Origin of the sequence: Reichenbachiella agariperforans (genome assembly GCF_900142205.1) — a bacterium.
Taxonomy (GTDB): domain Bacteria; phylum Bacteroidota; class Bacteroidia; order Cytophagales; family Cyclobacteriaceae; genus Reichenbachiella; species Reichenbachiella agariperforans.
Map to the genome: position 1 here is coordinate 189,657 of NZ_FRAA01000008.1, position 16,760 is coordinate 206,416.

A 16,760-nucleotide genomic window follows, 5' to 3' on the forward strand; every position below is an offset into this window, starting at 1 on the left:
ATTCATTCCTAGTAAAATAGTTTAGTCATTTAAATGATCATGCCCTTCCATTGCATGTCAATGATGTCATTCAAATCTGACCCATCGATATCCACCTTTCGGTAAAACTTCATTTTCAAGGCGGAAATCACACTCCCGAAAAACAACCCTGAAATCAATTCTGGGTTTTTATCGATGATTATTCCTTGGCTGATTCCTTCTTGAAAAAATGCCGAAAAATACAATTGAATCTCTTTCCTTTTGGGATAGTTGAAATAGAATGGCGAATTGACAAACTGCTCGTAAAACCGTAGGACATGAGGACGATCTATATGGAACTGGTAGATACATTTCCACCTTTTCTCAAAACGCTCTTTGAAAGAAAGGTTTTTGTCGTCACTTGTCGTTAAGCTCTCCAACAGCTTGTCCACGATATCCGTATGCAAAGCACAAATCATTGCTTCTTTGCTCTCAAAATAATGATATATCGTCCCTGCCGCCACACCTGCATGCTTAGCCAGTTGACTCATAGACGTCCCATGAAACCCACATTCGTTGATCAATTCTAGGGCACTATCGAATATCGCTTGCTTCTTCTCTACCATACCGCAAATATAGATTGAATGTTCATTCGGTTTTACTTTCCTTTTGTCAAAAAGGTTACACCCTTGATACAATTTGAAGAAGAAAAATGAAATTTAGGAGAATCTCCTATGGAGGGGAATAGTAGATCACTTCGTTATCCAACGATTCATTGATCGAAACCCGTTGTTGATTTGTATCTCCAGAAATACCGACTGAACCTAATATTGGTCAGAAACACAAAGCCACTATAGTTAAAATGCTATAGTGGCTTTGAAAATATTCTAAGATTAACTTGTCCAAAGTTTGAGATCCTTTAGAGACACTTGGTCTAGGGTCTTGATTCTAACAATCCTGACTCTACTATTTCCTGATTACGCATTTCGAAGATGGCACTGGCTCCTAGCAGAGCCATGTCCGCCTCTCCTGAGTAGTCAATCACCAACAAATCCAATACCCGTTGATAAGGGAAGGTCTTGAGCACCTCTCGCATCGAAGCTTCAAAATAAGGGGAACAGTCCTTGATCGAACCGCCAAAAAATATAGCCTCCGGGGACAGTATGTGCAAGGTCAACTTGACCAACTGCCCTATATGCGTCCCCAGTTCTGCCATGATACGCAAGGCACGCTCGTCACCAGCCGCCGCCTGAGCAAAGAGTACTTTCCCCTCCTCCCCATGCTCTTTCTGGAAAAACTGTCCGCTACAGTAGTGCTCATAGTTGTGCGCCAGGTATGGAAGCACCGCCAACTCTCCCGCGCATGACATGAGGCCAGCGTGCAAACTACCGTTGATGACCAGTCCCACTCCCAGTCCCGTACCGAGCGTAATCCCCACGACACTGTCATAGGGCTTTCCTTTGCCATGAAACTTCTCTCCTAGTACATAGCAGTTGGCGTCATTGGTGAGGCAGACCTCTAACCCGAAATGCTCGCTGATGCTATCCACGAGATGCACCTCATCCCATGACGGTATGTTGGTCACTTGATAAACAATGCCACGTTTCTCATCAACTAGTCCCGGGACACCTATCCCGATACCGAGTATGTCAAAACCCATACTCACCTGTTCGATCCCTGCTATAATCGCATCGACCACCACATCCTTACTTTCTTGAGCTGGAGTCGGTACGCTGATTTTCTTCACGATCTCCCCGTTGCGAATCACCCCTAGGTTGATGGTAGATCCGCCTACATCCACTCCTACTATGTATTGACTGTTGTTCATTCTCTGTACAAATAATTCGTTGACCTTATTGTTCTGCTCCTACGACGATCTCTGTAACCTTGCCATATAGGGTTTCATCCGTAGCATATAATATCGCCTTGAGCCTCGTGCCTTCTGCCACCATGAGCGGTGACTCATAGCGTGAAGACTCTAGTGTAGGTTCACTACCGTCCGTGGTGTAATACATCCCTGGCCAGTCCATCTGGTTGTCCAACTCGACTTGGTAACCATCGGTAGAATCCTCGGACACGGTATAGGTCACATGAAATAGACTCTTGGCATAGTTGATATCGAGCGCAGCATAGCGCGCTGTCTGTCTTGGCAATTTCTCTTTGAAACGCTCCCAATCCTTGGTACTGCCTGGTGACCACACCAGTTCGGAGAGTGCACTGATCCTAGGGTAGACCATGTACTCGATTTGATCTTCGGTAGGCATGTACTCCGTCCAGACATTGGCCTGTGCACCGAGGATGTAGCTTTGCTCCTCCTCCGTGAGCGAATCAGGTAGCGGATCGTAGGCATATACATCAGCCATGGTCAACTCACGTCCCACCACAGTCGGTTCGAATCGTGGATCTCCTTGATAATAATCGAGGTACAGAAACTGATAAGGTGCCATCACTACGCTGTGTTGACTCCTCGCTGCAGCGATACCACCAGACTCTCCACGCCAAGACATCACCGCCGCATTGGGTGCAAGTCCTCCTTCGAGGATTTCGTCCCAACCGATGATCTGACGCCCTTTGGAATTGACAAATTTCTCTATGCGCGTAATGAAATAACTCTGCAATTCATGTTCGTCTTTCAGTCCCAATTCCTTCATCTTGGCTTGTATCCGTGGCGACTCCTCCCACTGAACCTTCATCGCTTCGTCTCCACCTATATGAATATATTGGCTCGGAAACAGTTCGATGACTTCTGCCAATACATCTTCGAGGAAGGAAAAAGTGGCATCCTCTACATTGAAGATATCAGGGAATATGCCCCAGTTCACTTCCACCTCTGGACGCTCACCTGATGTACCCAACTCTGGATACGCAGCGATCGCCGCAGTAGCATGCCCTGGTAACTCTATCTCAGGGATCACCGTGATATACCTGTCTGCAGCATACGCCACGATCTCTTTGATTTGCTCTTGTGTATAGAACCCTCCGTATCGTTTGCCGTCATAGACTTTGGGCTGATGACGACTTGTGATGGTCAAGCTCTCCTTGCGAAACCCTCCAATCTCTGTCAGTTTCGGATATTTTTTGATTTCAATCCGCCATCCTTGATCATCTGTCAAGTGCCAATGAAAGGTATTGAGTTTGTGCATGGCCATGTTGTCGATGTATTCCTTGATGAACTCCACGGAGCTCATGTTGCGTCCCACATCCAGGTGCAATCCTCTCCAACTAAATCGTGGATAATCCTCAACCTGCACCAGCGGCAGACTCCACTCCACCTCAGTAGCCTTCGCTTTGCCATAGATTTCTACAGGCAACAACTGCTTCAGCGTTTGCATCCCGTAAAACAAGCCTGCGCCAGATACAGCACGTACAACCACAGCATCTGTGGTGACACTGAGTGTATAAGCCTCCTCGGGTTGATCATTGGCTACTCCCTCAGACGTAAATACGATCTGGTTATCCCCCACCGATTGGTCACTCGTGATCGGGGCTACTGGGACAGCCCAGCCTGTAACTTGCCTCAAATCCTCCGCTAAATGCTGCGCCACGCGATTCGCCTCTTCGTTATCTGCCTGTGCAAACAACTTCAGGTCCTCTGTGAGAACCAGTTGACCAGTTGACTGTTGTAGGGATACAGGCTCAGGGATAATCTGAACAGTTCCCTTGTATTCTCCCTGAGGTTTCGGGCTACAGGCCAGCAGGCCTCCCAACACAACGCTCAGTATTACATTCCATGTCTTTCTCATGCTATGATCAGTTAATATTTTAATTGTTTTCAAAATTCATCAAGACAGATAAGCTACTCTTTGATAAAGCGGAGACTTTTGACTCTTTGGTTATTCTCTATCCTTACCAAGTATATCCCTGACGAGAGTGAACGTACATCAATTTGACGCTCGGTATCTGCCATTCCGCTCCACACGTGTGCTCCTTGTAAAGTAACGATTGTGACGGTATCATCTGCTCCCAGCTCTGGTAAAACCAAGAAATCATACGTTGGGTTGGGGTAAATACTATCTACCTCTACGCCTAAACCCGTCGACAATATCTCCTGATGAACCGGCTCAATCACCTCGTGTATCGTCCGAAGAAGTGAACGTTCGTCGCTATAGGATACATCCTGGGTGATTTCCCAAATCATCACTCCGCCTGCTTGTTCCAGTGCTAGTTCTGATTTGGCTCGGATGGTTGGCTGACCGTTGTAGTAGATGTTGTCCACTTGATCGAGAGCCTCCGCCCCCTCGTACTGCGCAACAATATCTCGGTAGACCATCGATCTGATTTGCGTGGCACTTTCAAAGTTGTAGCCATAAAACGGCAGACCAAGTACTACTTTGTCCGCAGATAGTTTTTTTGTATTCTTCCAATAATCAATGTCATATACGGCATTCTCATAGCTCGAGTGCTGCCCCGGTGCATTGGGCGTCCATGGACCAGTCTGATCATAGGACATCACCCCGATGAAATCGTAACGATCTAGGGTCTCGGACTGCAAATTGGTTGCGCTCCAAGTTGCCATGGCGGCAGTGTACAGTTTAGTCTCAGGCAAACGTTCGTCTAACTCCCGAACGAATGCAGGGTAGGCACTGCTGAGTACCAAATCACCCTCCAAATCCACATCGATTCCATCAAAACCATGCGCTTGCATAAAGGCAATCAAGTTGCCGATGACCCGTGGGCGATTGCTAGATTTCATGTTTTCGTGCCAAGCATCATTGATGGTAGTAGATCCTCCACCAATAGACATGAGGACTAGGCACCCTGATTGGTGGGCCTTGCGGATGAGTCGCTTCACATCTGCCTCCGATGCTCCGATACTGACATTCCCATCTATATCCGGATTGGCGAATGCCAACATGATGTGCGAATACGACGAAAAATCTGTCTCATGAAGTAGAGCACTAAAATTGACCCAAGTAGGTATATACCCGACCACACGCGAAGGTGAGGACTGGGCTATGCTCGCAGTGATACAGAACACTGTCAAGCTAAAAAATAGGATTGCTTTTTTCATTCAATAAGAAAAACTAGCCCCCGTTTCTCCATCGGGGACTAGTTACTTTAAACTTAACGCTAATTATTACCTAATGCTGAATATGCAGCTTTCAATAAGGAGGTTTCAGGGTCTTTGGTGTCGCTCTCGATACTCCACATCATCATCCCTCCATACCCTTGAGAGAGTACTGCGTTGGCCTTTTCGGTCACCGCTGGGTGTCCATCGTAGAATAAACCATCGTCTACGCTGAGCATGTTTTTACTATACGCTTCCGCATCCATCGATAAAATCTCTTTGTAAGTATGGTAAGTGGCAAACATCCACAAGTTGCCCCAGCCGACGACCGTGCCGTCTGTAGGCATGTCGTACTTCAGTCCGAAAGCTGGAAACCCGCCTACAATCTTCTCTGCGGGAACCCCCAAACCTATCCAAGTATCCGCTAGACTGGTATAAGCCCAGCCAGGCGAGTGTGATGTCGGAGACAAATCTTCATATCGATAAGGTTGTATATTCACCCAATCGATGCGCTCTACTGCCGCCAATGGACTCAACAAACTAGTCGTCCAACCGCCCGGTACAGACACGGAATAAAAGAACTCTCCGTCAGGCCCTGGCCCTTCGGGCAAATAATCCGGTACCGCTGCATAGAATGCACCAATCGCAGCAGCATCCAAACTACCTGGCCCTCCCCAAGTATCGTTAAGATAGAAATTAACTCCATCCAGCTGATTGTCCACCGCAAACTTCATGATCGTTTCCAAGACCTTAGCACGCTTGTCTGCGTCTGCTACCGCGTCAAAGAAGGTCACATCTCCATACAGACCTCCACCAGTGATGGCTGCCATATCATCCGTCACGTCCAGCATGACATACACACCAGCATTGTGCGCAGACTGCACGATCTGTGGGATATTCATCGCATCTGCGAATGTCGTATCCACGATGGTCTCAGGAAATGCCACTTCATCCACCACGGCAGATGAGATCACCAAGTGCGTCAAGCTACTGAAATCAACATCCGAAATCGACCCAGCACTCGTGAGGAAGCCAACCATCATTTTGGCATAGTCCTTCGGGATAAAAGGCTGGTTCACTTCGACAGTAGCTGTCCGGGTATTGGGCACACCATTTCGCTCGATAGCTAGATGCACTTCGTAGGTTTTGGGATCATCAAAGAGATATTCAAAAGTAGGCTCAGTAGAAACCTCTACTCCATCGAGTGTCCAGCTGTAGGTCACCCCATCGCTCGGAGATACCTGCACGGCGATCTTTAGTGAGTCTTCGATATTGGTACCGTAGAGCTGCTCCCAGCCAAATATCCTCGGCAATTCGTCCGAATCAAAGCTCGGGTTCTCTACTTCCTCCGCACAACTGACGAACATCGAGACGATGACCATCAGTAGAAATGCTTCCTTTATAAATCTATAATTTTTCATTTGGTTCAATTTTTTAGTTGACATAAGCACCGGACTACTGGACATCCCACCATACACGTGAGGTCCAATCGTCTCCACCCTCGAGGCGATCTACCGCTTCTAGCAGATTGGCTTCATTGAGCAAGTACTCGTTGATCGGATACTGCATCCTGCGAGGAATCGTCCCGTTGGTCTGGTTGATCCCTGGGTCGACGTTTGGATACGCGAGTGCAGGGAAGCCTGATCTCCTCCAGTTGCTATACGCCTCCATCGGGTTGAAAGCAAAGTTGACCCATAGCTGCGTATTGATATCCTCGAGCTCTGTACCTGCGCCCAAAGGATTGGCCGCTACGAATGCATCGATCGTGCCTTGATCCGGCAGTTCGATACCATACGCATCGTACTGCATCACCCCTGCTGCGAGTGCTTCCGCATAATGCGTCGCAGCATCACCACCAGCAGACCACCCTCTAAAGGCTGCCTCCGCCATCAACAGTTTGACCTCAGCATAACTCATCATGATGAAAGGCGCATCGATAGCTGTCAATGCCTTAGCAGGCTGTAATATCTGTAGCGGCCCAGTCACCTCAGTCGGTGTACCGTCTACGTCGACCTCTATCGTGCCGCCAGCTGCTTGCCAGATGAAATTGCTCGGCAATACTGATAAGTCTGTATAGCTACCAATCTCGTCGTATACCTCTTGGCTCACATCCGTACGGTCTTTGTTGTCCAGATAGCTACCAGCCATGAGAGTGATGCGAGGATCGCCTGTAGACTCCAGCTGCTCAGCGAGTGTCGTACAGATTCTGAAACTACTCACATCAGGCGATGCAGACATGAAGGTGTACGAAGTACCATTGCCCCCCATACCTCCGCCGTTGAACGGTGCGTCGTTGTGATACATGATCGCCATGTCGGCATTGCTTTCCATGACTCCTCCAGCGATGGCAGCCTCAGCCTCGCTCTGTGCTTTGGCGGCATTCACTTTGACCAGTCTCATGGCTAATTTTAATCGCAGCGAATTCCCAAATTTTTTCCATTGTGCAATGTTGCCCTCAAAGTAAAAGTCTTGGGTCACCTGATCTGCACTAGGGTCCAAAGCATCTGTAGCCAGCGCGAGTTCTTCGAAGAAATCATTGTAAATATCCTCTTGCGTATCATAGGCCGGCTTGAGTACTCCTTCGAAATATCCTTTACCCGCTGTGAAATACGGTAAATCTCCATACAAATCCGTCAATCGATGAAAGATCAGCACCCTCATGATCCGTGAGACCGCGTTGATATTGACTTGTTCTGGACTGTCTTTGGTTCGCTCCACCATGTCCGTGATGTTTCGCACCTCGCGAGAATACTCTCTATCCCAAAGAGCACTCATGTAGGTATCGTTCTTTTGACCTTTTCCGCCAATCTCCACCGTCGCGTACTCGCCTGTCCATAGTTGCATCCAATCTGAGGCATAGATGAAACTGTTTCTCCATGTCTCGTAGCGCTCCCCAGATAGCTGCATCTGTATCGTTGGCAGCATCAGATTGGGATCCATGTCCGTCGACGTGGTAGGATTCTGATTCATCTCCTCAAAATCATCACAGGCAGCAAAACCTACCGTCATAATCAGCGCGATGATATATATATTTTTCTTTATGAAAGTCTTCATCTGATTTCTATTTAGTGATTAAAACTTCAAGCTTAGGTTGACACCATAGCTTCGTCTAGAAGGAATCGATCCATACTCAAACCCTTGGCCATTGCTGTTGTTATAGCCTGATTCAGGGTCTACATTGGGCACATTGCTGTAGATCAGCCAGAGGTTTCGACCTACGAAAGAGATCGATCCTGCCGTCAAAATATTGCCCAACCACTTCTTAGGAAAACTATAGCCAATCACCAATTCTCTCAACTTGACATAAGATGCGTCATAGATGAACAACTCCGGTGATTGGGTGTATAAACTCCCCCAGTAGTTTTGTGGGTTGGTAGGGATGTCGTTGGTCTCATACACTGGATTATCCGCTGTACCTGTGTTTTTGACCCCTTTCCCGACGTATCCACCCGTAGGCGTCCATGCCGCAATATCTGTCACACCTGCTGCTAATCTAGCCTCTTCCGACGCATACCATGCATCTCTGCCTTCGAGTGTCTCCTTAGAAGTACCATTGGCATACGCCAAACCACTACTCATCGAGTACACATCTGCTCCTGATTTGTAATCAATCAAGGCACGAAGCGTGAAGCCTTTGTAGGAGAAATCATTGATAATACCCGTAGTGAATTCGTACTGACCGTTGCCCAAAACCTGCTGTCCTGCCTCATCATCGAGTACCGGTAGTCCTGCGGCATTGTGTACGATATTTCCGTCAGGATCTCTTAACCATTTCTTGCCAACGATGTCTCCATACTTGCCTCCTTCGGTCGCCACGATCGCCGCATTGGCCCACCTTGCATTGGATAACAAATACGTGTCTGACTCAGGGTGTAGCACAGGGATAGAATTGACATTCTTCGCAAAATTCACCGTCACATTCCACTGGAAATCGCCTACTTGGATCGGTGTGGCTGCCATTTGGATTTCGACTCCTTGGTTGAGAATCTCTCCCGCATTGATGACAGCTATATCGTACCCACTCGTCGCGGGGATGTTGAGTGTCAAAATCTGATCTCTCGTCAACTGATAGTAGTACGCTGCGTCCAATCTCAACCTATCTTGAAAAAAACGAATGTCTGCCCCTACTTCGTACGAATAGGTTCGCGTCGGTTTCAAATCCACCTTGGCCAATTCGACTCCTGACAGTTCTCCGAGTGGTTTGCCCAGCAACGAAAAGTCCTTTACTCCATAGTTTTGACTCAAACGATACGGTTCTGTATCACCACCTACTTCAGCATAAGAAGCCCTCAACTTACCAAAAGATAAAAACTTGCTACTCTCTAATAAATTAGAAAACACAAAGCTACCTGAGAGAGATGGGTACATATATGAATTATAATCAGGGTCTAGAGAAGAAGACCAATCGTTTCTCAAAGTCGCATCCAAAAAGTAGGTATCCTTATAGCCTAACTGTACTGCTCCAAAGAGTGAATTGATCTGCTTGCGCACATTCGAGTAGCCATTGTTGACCTGCAGGAAATTTTGAATAGTCTGCACATCTTCGAGTATGATTCCAGTACCCGCCTGGTTAAACGTCTCCGCATTATACGTCATGATGTTGCCGCCTACGTATGACGACAATGAAAAACCTCCATTAAAATCCTTGTGCACTTCGAGCATCGCTTGGTAGTTGTCCTCGCGATTGAACCTACTCTGCTCAGTCAAACTACCTGTTTCCAATGTAGGCGTGCTAACAGGTGAGAAATTGGTGAATCTAGACTGATAAAAATCAGTACCTCCACGCAAATTCAAATTCAACCAATCCGTCAATCTGTAATCCACCTGCAAATACCCGATGATGCGATCTCTCGAAGACTCATTTGATATCTCTCGTGTCGACCAGTAGGGATTGATCCGGTAGATATTGCCGCCATTCCAGTCGACATATCTGTCCTCATCATCTTTGTAATCTTCTGACAGCCATTTTTGATCAAAACTAGGTGCGAGACCGATGAGAGATAGTCCCACATTGTTTGGGTTATCAGATAGTGCTGGACGATTAGTCGCCGACTCACGTATGTAGTTTACCTTACTTGTAATCGTCAAGCGGTCTGCCAATTTGAGCGACCCGTTGACCAAAAAAGTATTTCGAGCCATCTCTGACCCTGGGATGATATCTTTGTTTCTCATGTCTGATACCGACACACGCATATTGGCGATTTCGCTACCTCCCGTCAGTGCGACGGTATTGGTGAAGGTAGAACCTGTTCTGAAGAAGTCTAATATATTGTCCTCTACTACGCCATAAGGCTTCAACTGACCATTGTAAATTGGAATCGTCAAGTTGGGATCCATTTTGGCTCCCCAAGCCGACTGAGTTGTATTTTGTGCATCGTCCACATCTGGAATCTGCCCGTCTCTTCCCTGTCCATAGACTGTCTGATAATCATCAAATCTAGCACTGACTTTTTCGAAGGTCGCATTGCTGGTAAATTCTACCCCTATACCGTTTCTTTTTCTACCTTTTTTGGTCGTAATGAGGATAACTCCATTGGATGCTCTCGATCCATATAGTGCAGCAGCCGATGGTCCTTTGAGTACGGATACAGACTCTATATCGTCAGAGTTCAAACTAGATACTCCATCACCCAAATCGTATCCTCCCCACTGGCCTGCTCCTTCTCCCTGTGATCGGTTATCCATAGGTACACCATCTATTACATACAACGGTTCATTTGACCCTCCCAGCGATGCTTTTCCTCGAATCGTGACACTGGATGATCCAGTCGGCCCAGCACCTGAGAGATTCACATCTACTCCGGCGACTTTACCCGAAAGGGAATTGACTACATTCACTTCCTTAGCTCTCGATAGATTGTCTCCATCTACTTGACTCACGGAATACCCCAAAGACTTAGTTTCCCTCTCTATCCCTAATGCGGTCACAACTACTTCGTCGAGTTGTTTGGAGTCTTCTGCCAGTTCCACATCAATGATCGTTTGACTACCTACAGTGACACGCTGACTCAAATAACCAATAAAAGAGAAGATCAAAACATCCCCTTCTTCTGCGTTCAACTTGAAATTCCCATCAAAATCCGTCACGGTACCGCCCGTTTTTCCGTCCATCAGTACAGTCACTCCAGGAAGCGGAGATCCGTTTGCCCCATCTGCTACTGTGCCTGATATGACCACTTGTGCCTGCGCATAATTAAGCGCTAATAACAATACCACTAAGAGTGTCAGACCTCCTTTGAGCCATGACTGACTCGTAGACGATACCCATAAGGAGATCAATCCAGGATCCTTCTCCGGTCTCGTGTCAATCTTCACACCAAGCAAAGCCCTCACTTGTGTTTTGTAATGTTTCATCATATAAAATGGTTTGTATTAATAAGTAATTAGTAATTGTTTCTAATCAAATCCACACGTACTAAATCCCCCCTTCTACCACTCTCACAATAGCTCATTCTCTAGCGTCATTCTTCTCTCAAAACCGACAGTTCATCCCCCTCTAGCTATAGGCTAACATTCTGGCATTTTGCAACTTGATGGGTTCAAGATAGAAATAGAGTTAACAAAAACAAAACAATTTCACAACTAATTGTGTGCGCACACAATTAGTTTGTGTTCGCACACAATTTTTACAAGCAAGTACAGAGCCAAATCTGACTTTTGACAGCAAACCGCTTTCATAAGGGTTAAAAATTTTAATTCAACGTGCTTTGATTATTTTTGACATTGAAACAATCTACCTACATGAGCGACAACAAAAACATACGAATAAAAGACATAGCTGAGATGGCTGGTGTATCGGTAGGAACCGTCGATAGAGTGATACACAAACGTGGAAAAGTCGCTGAAGAAGTTCGAAAAAAAGTGGAGAATGTACTCCAGTCGACTGGTTATAAACCCAACCTACTCGCTAGAACACTCGGGTCTAAAAAAGCACTCAAAATCGCTCTACTCATCCCCGATCCAAAACAAGATGAATACTGGGCATTGGCCGAATCGGGTGTCAAGCCTAGCTTAGAAGAGTGGTCACAATATGGATTAGAGATCGCTCCGAACTTTTTTGATCTCTATGAAAGCACATCCTTTGCCACATCTGCTAAAGAGGTCTTGTCGAGTAAACCAGATGGTGTCATCGTTGCCCCTATTTTTCACAACGAATCTCTGAACCTATTTGCGGAACTAGATAGGGATCAGATTCCTTATGTACTCTTCAATACCAACATACCAGAAGCCCAACCTTTGTCCTTCATCGGTCAGGATCTCTATCAAAGTGGAAAGGTCGGAGGAGAATTACTCAGCCTAGACAATACCGAAAAGAAAGGAGTCGCAGTGTTTCACATCCACGAGAGTATAGACAACTCAGTCCACCTCAAGGCCAAAGAAACTGGATTGCGCGACTTCCTCGGCACTGCATATGATATAGAAAGCTATGATCTCAACCATGTGAACAGTGGTGAATTGAATCAAATCGTCTCAAAAATCTTACACCAATCAGATCTAGGCGCTGCATTTGTCTCCACTTCTCAAGGCACCAACATCATCGCTACACTCATGGAAAAGCACAACTGTACCCACATCAAGCTCGTGGGCTATGACCTACTAGCAGCCAACCTCCACTACCTAGAAAAAGGTGTTATCAACTTCCTGATCAACCAAAACCCGAAACGCATGACACAAGTCGGAATCAGTCATCTAACCAACCATTTACTCTTTCACAAAGAACTCCCAAGAGAAGAGCTGTTTCCTTTAGAAATCATCAGCAAGCAAAACGTAGGCTCTTACCTAAACTCACGAATCCACTAGGCATCCGTTTCCTCAACAGGCCTCCAGCATATCTTAAATAAGCATAAGAAAGGCTTGGCGAATGAACGCCAAGCCTAGACTTAGAATAGTACAACTAGGTATTGAAACTATTTTCTTTTACTGCATCTCGGGACTCAAGATTAGCTCACCCTCAGACATCCCTTCTGCAGTAGCTGTTATTTTAATCTCCTTCGTAAACCGTGTAGTACGTAACAAAATCGTGGCTATTCCAGCCTCAGCCCTAACAGGATTCTCCCCTATCAGTTCAGCCTCCTCACTTTGTAGTGCGAACGTTACTTCACGGCTATCATCACTCACTAAAGTTCCGTTTTGATCTACGACCGTGGCATAGATAAATACAACATCCGACCGCTCTGTCGTCAGTGCCACCCCAGATAAATCTACGCTCAGTCCTAGTTTTGTAGGTTCTAGCGCTGTAGTCACTGTATCGCTCGCTACTACTTCGCCATTTACAAAAGCTTCTGCTCTCAATGTTCCTGCTTCAAACTCTCCCAAGTCAAACACGAATGGAGGAAAGTCCAAGTCCGTAGCGTATATATCTCGTTCGGCTAATTTCTTCTCGACCAACTCCTCATTGAGGTAAAGTGCTACCTCATCGGCGTTGCTATAGACTTTCACAACTGGTGAAGAACTTTCTGTCCAAAACGTCGCGATATCCACCATTGATCCATCGGCTATACCAGCAAAACCATACTGTTCCGCGGCTGGGCGCTGGCTTCTATAGAAACTATGTGCGAATTTTGGTATGCGAAAAACATCACTAATCCCTGAAGCCTCCAAGTCATCAGCATAGCCTCTGTTGTAATCGAACATCAGCCAATTGGCATCTCCAATGGTGCCCACATCTCGTCCTTTTCTATTAGAGTTAGTCGCCTCTTGATAGTTAAGTGCCTGCTGCTGCAATCTTTGTTCCCCGGCACTTCGGAGCTGACGACTCGTACGAGCCTCCTCCGCGAGATCCTCAAATGCCTTTTGGTTGAATCCCGCATTCTGGGCATAATACTCCCAGTCTCCGTACTCTGCGATGAACACTTTTCGCACACCACCCTGATAGTTATTCCAATAATCAGGACTCTTACCGTGCTGACGGGCAGGAATGAACAAATCATAGGATGGGTGATCTATCCACCCTGCACTATATATATCCTGATAGGGCAGTTCAGCATCCAATATATCATTGGCCATCACCATGAACTCGTCGCTCATCCCTGACTCGTTGAGCGACACCTCCCAAAAGAAGACACTCGGATGATTTCTATCTCTACGGATCATATCCCGAATCTCCTGATAGGAGTTCGCTACAAATGCCTCATTTCCTACAAATTGCCAACCCGTTAGGCAGTTCATGACGATGATTCCTAGTTCGTCACAGGCTTTCAAAAACGCCTCATCCTGTGGATAGTGAGACAGCCTCACCATATCAAAACCAGCATTTTTAATCTTAACTGCATCACGATACTGCGCCGCATCAGAGATGGCATAACCTACATATGGATACTCTTGATGCCTATTTGTTCCTCGGATGAATGTATTTTTACCATTGATAAAAAAACCGTCATCGGTTAGTTCTATCTTTCTAATCCCGGTCGTTTCGATCAGTTGATCCACCGGCTTATGATCTGCCATCACCTCAATCGCTATTTCATACAACTCAGGGCTTTGAGGCGACCACAACCTCGGACTTTTGACCTCCAAAGTCTGCATCAAAGTCGTATCGGACTCCCCTGCCAATCGTACAGTCTCTGAAGTATAATCCTTACCATCCAACTTGTAGTTAATATATACCTCACGCTCTTTGTGACTATCGTTCTTGATATGAACTTTGAGTATCCCTTTGGCTACCTCCGAAGAGACCTCTGTAAAATGCACCAAAACGCCTCCACTATTCACCTGATTGGCATGCACTGCATCCGTGATATAAATATCATCGGTAACCGAAAGGGTTACATCTCGGTAGATCCCTCCGTAGTAACTAAAATCCAACACCTCAATAGCTTTCCCTGGTGGAATGACCGGATTGTTTTCGTTGTTGACACGTACACGCAATGTATTAGAAGACCCCTCATCGAGATAATCTGTGATATCGATAGAAAAAGGCAAGTAACCTCCCTGATGCTGAGTCACGAATCTATCATTGAACCAGACGTCTGCTTCGTGCATGACTCCTTCGAATCTCACAAACGCCCTCTGGCCATCCTGAAGCGAAAGGTCAACATCCTTTTCGTACCAACTGGTACCTTGCCACATGTCGTTGACGACCAGCGGCTCTATTTGCACGGTATGGGGCAGCTGTACCTCCTCCCAAATTATGGTCTCTGTCGTATCTCTCGTAAACTTCCACCCCTCATTAAAACCAGTAACGCTCCGTGTATTTCCTTCACCAGGTGCGCTACACTGAAAAGAGCAAACCGCTACAGCGGCTATCCATATCGTCGTTAGTAATCCTTGTCTCATATCCAAATTAATCATGATGCTTACAATACAATATTCATTGATCCAATCTCAAAGCACTTGTACTAATCGACCACAAAATGGTAATTGTCTTACATCGCATCTAAAAAACACACCATACGGAGAGAAAACAGGCTTTAACAGGAAAACATCCCCCTACCGTTTTCTCACTCAATTTCCATAAGCATGCAACACACACATAAAACCGCACAAAATCTAGTAGCTTCGTAACCAGACGAAACACTCCCCAGATGGCTAACAAATCCATCCCTCGCATCGAGGGTATTCTACAGTTTTACACCCCTGCCCTAGGCGCTGACTACAATGCCTATCGCAACCATGTCTATCGGGTCTACCATCTCACGCTACTGCTCAACACCGAAGAACCTACTCCCGAGGAACAAGCCGCACTGGCTATAGCAGCGGCATTTCATGACCTAGGTATTTGGTCCAATCATACCATGGACTACCTACAGCCCAGTACTGACCTAGCCAAAGCCTACCTATCCGAAAACCATAGCGACATCCTGACCCCTCTGGTGCATGACCTCATCGTCACCCATCACAAAATCAGCTCCTACCAAGGTGCTAACCAGTCACTCATAGAGGCTTTTCGCAAAGCAGATCTGATGGATCTGAGCTTTGGTACGATACGACACGGACTGCCCCGTTCACGCTATATACACCTGCGAGAAGAGTTCCCTTTTCTCAACTTTCAAAAAACAGTATTCAAAAAAATAATGCGCTATGCCATCGGTCATCTAAACCGTCCATTCCCTATGCTCAAACGCTAAAAAAGTTCTTACTTTGGGTCTACAATGGACTCCAATCTTAAAGTATGAATATCCAAACAATCGCCTTTGATGCGGACGACACGCTCTGGCACAACGAAGGTCTGTTTCGAGAGGCCGAAACTGAATTTTGTCGGCTGCTCGAAGACTACATGCCGCAGCATAGTTCTGTCAAAGAACTCTACCGCATCGAACTACTCAACATGACACGTTATGGCTATGGCATCAAGGCCTTCATGCTGTCGATGATAGAGAGTGCCATCGAAATCTCCGGTCGTACCATCAACGTCACAGATATCGAGCAGATTCTGCGCATCGGCAAAGAACTCCTCGAAAAACCCGTCATACTGCTAGATGATGTCGAGCATGTTCTCTCTTCCCTATCAGAAAAATACAGGCTAATACTCGCAACGAAAGGTGATCTACTAGACCAGCGACGCAAACTCCAAAAATCAGGATTAGAAAAGTATTTTCATCACATAGAAATCATGTCCGAAAAGAAAGAGAATGACTATCAGCGCGTCATCCAGCATCTCGACATCAATCCCGCCGAATTTGCGATGATAGGCAATTCGCTCAAGTCGGACATACTACCTGTACTCAACCTAGGTGGTCATGCCTTTCACATCCCCTATCACATCACATGGGAACACGAAAAAGTAGACCGAAAAATCGAGCACAAACAACTGATCCAACTCACCGATATCCGCCAAATCCTTCAGCATCTATAG

At 46.3% G+C, this 16,760-nt stretch carries 11 protein-coding genes; 3 read left to right on the plus strand and 8 right to left on the minus strand.

Annotated elements, in window-relative coordinates; all coding sequences use genetic code 11:
* Positions 1-29 precede the first annotated feature (29 nt).
* From BUB99_RS17560 to BUB99_RS17590, 7 genes are all read right to left on the minus strand, one after another.
* Complete coding sequence (locus tag BUB99_RS17560; protein ID WP_084190636.1) at positions 30-584, minus strand: TetR/AcrR family transcriptional regulator; 555 nt, start codon at positions 582-584, stop codon at positions 30-32.
* 308 nt (positions 585-892) lie between these two features.
* A complete protein-coding gene (locus tag BUB99_RS17565) occupies positions 893-1,786 on the minus strand; it encodes an ROK family protein (RefSeq protein WP_073124708.1) in 894 nt (297 codons plus the stop codon).
* A 25-nt stretch (positions 1,787-1,811) separates the two neighbouring features.
* Entirely contained in the window at positions 1,812-3,701 is a 1,890-nt protein-coding gene (locus BUB99_RS17570) for a beta-N-acetylhexosaminidase (RefSeq protein WP_073124710.1), read from the minus strand.
* Between the two features lie 53 nt (positions 3,702-3,754).
* Complete coding sequence (locus BUB99_RS17575; RefSeq protein ID WP_073124712.1) at positions 3,755-4,969, minus strand: glycosyl hydrolase family 18 protein; 1,215 nt, start codon at positions 4,967-4,969, stop codon at positions 3,755-3,757.
* A 59-nt stretch (positions 4,970-5,028) separates the two neighbouring features.
* Positions 5,029-6,387 carry a glycosyl hydrolase family 18 protein gene (locus BUB99_RS17580; RefSeq protein WP_073124713.1) on the minus strand — a complete coding sequence of 453 codons (1,359 nt, stop codon included), beginning with the start codon at positions 6,385-6,387 and terminating at the stop codon, positions 5,029-5,031.
* Between the two features lie 34 nt (positions 6,388-6,421).
* Positions 6,422-8,020, minus strand: coding sequence for a SusD/RagB family nutrient-binding outer membrane lipoprotein (locus tag BUB99_RS17585; RefSeq protein WP_073124715.1), 1,599 nt, complete (start codon positions 8,018-8,020; stop codon positions 6,422-6,424).
* Between the two features lie 18 nt (positions 8,021-8,038).
* Complete coding sequence (locus tag BUB99_RS17590) at positions 8,039-11,323, minus strand: SusC/RagA family TonB-linked outer membrane protein (protein ID WP_221407527.1); 3,285 nt, start codon at positions 11,321-11,323, stop codon at positions 8,039-8,041.
* 384 nt (positions 11,324-11,707) lie between these two features.
* Between BUB99_RS17590 and BUB99_RS17595 the strand changes: the two genes are divergently transcribed.
* Complete coding sequence (locus BUB99_RS17595) at positions 11,708-12,766, plus strand: LacI family DNA-binding transcriptional regulator (protein ID WP_073124717.1); 1,059 nt, start codon at positions 11,708-11,710, stop codon at positions 12,764-12,766.
* Between the two features lie 117 nt (positions 12,767-12,883).
* On the opposite strand, the gene BUB99_RS17600 is transcribed toward BUB99_RS17595, so the two are convergent.
* Positions 12,884-15,241 (minus strand): glycoside hydrolase family 2 protein, encoded by a 2,358-nt coding sequence (locus tag BUB99_RS17600; protein WP_073124762.1) that lies wholly within the window; start codon positions 15,239-15,241, stop codon positions 12,884-12,886.
* A gap of 248 nt (positions 15,242-15,489) precedes the next feature.
* On the opposite strand from BUB99_RS17600, the gene BUB99_RS17605 reads away from it, so the two are divergent.
* Both BUB99_RS17605 and BUB99_RS17610 read left to right on the plus strand, forming a co-directional pair.
* A complete protein-coding gene (locus BUB99_RS17605; protein WP_073124719.1) occupies positions 15,490-16,032 on the plus strand; it encodes a hypothetical protein in 543 nt (180 codons plus the stop codon).
* 44 nt (positions 16,033-16,076) lie between these two features.
* Positions 16,077-16,760, plus strand: coding sequence for an HAD family hydrolase (locus tag BUB99_RS17610; protein ID WP_073124720.1), 684 nt, complete (start codon positions 16,077-16,079; stop codon positions 16,758-16,760).

Bases quoted from the DNA above. Each gene is read 5' to 3' on its own strand.
- BUB99_RS17560 (WP_084190636.1), bottom strand. From the start codon at position 584: ATGGTAGAGAAGAAGCAAGCGATATTCGATAGTGCCCTAGAATTGATC.
- BUB99_RS17565 (WP_073124708.1), bottom strand. From the start codon at position 1,786: ATGAACAACAGTCAATACATAGTAGGAGTGGATGTAGGCGGATCTACC.
- BUB99_RS17570 (WP_073124710.1), bottom strand. From the start codon at position 3,701: ATGAGAAAGACATGGAATGTAATACTGAGCGTTGTGTTGGGAGGCCTG.
- BUB99_RS17575 (WP_073124712.1), bottom strand. From the start codon at position 4,969: ATGAAAAAAGCAATCCTATTTTTTAGCTTGACAGTGTTCTGTATCACT.
- BUB99_RS17580 (WP_073124713.1), bottom strand. From the start codon at position 6,387: ATGAAAAATTATAGATTTATAAAGGAAGCATTTCTACTGATGGTCATC.
- BUB99_RS17585 (WP_073124715.1), bottom strand. From the start codon at position 8,020: ATGAAGACTTTCATAAAGAAAAATATATATATCATCGCGCTGATTATG.
- BUB99_RS17590 (WP_221407527.1), bottom strand. From the start codon at position 11,323: ATGATGAAACATTACAAAACACAAGTGAGGGCTTTGCTTGGTGTGAAG.
- BUB99_RS17595 (WP_073124717.1), top strand. From the start codon at position 11,708: ATGAGCGACAACAAAAACATACGAATAAAAGACATAGCTGAGATGGCT.
- BUB99_RS17600 (WP_073124762.1), bottom strand. From the start codon at position 15,241: ATGAGACAAGGATTACTAACGACGATATGGATAGCCGCTGTAGCGGTT.
- BUB99_RS17605 (WP_073124719.1), top strand. From the start codon at position 15,490: ATGGCTAACAAATCCATCCCTCGCATCGAGGGTATTCTACAGTTTTAC.
- BUB99_RS17610 (WP_073124720.1), top strand. From the start codon at position 16,077: ATGAATATCCAAACAATCGCCTTTGATGCGGACGACACGCTCTGGCAC.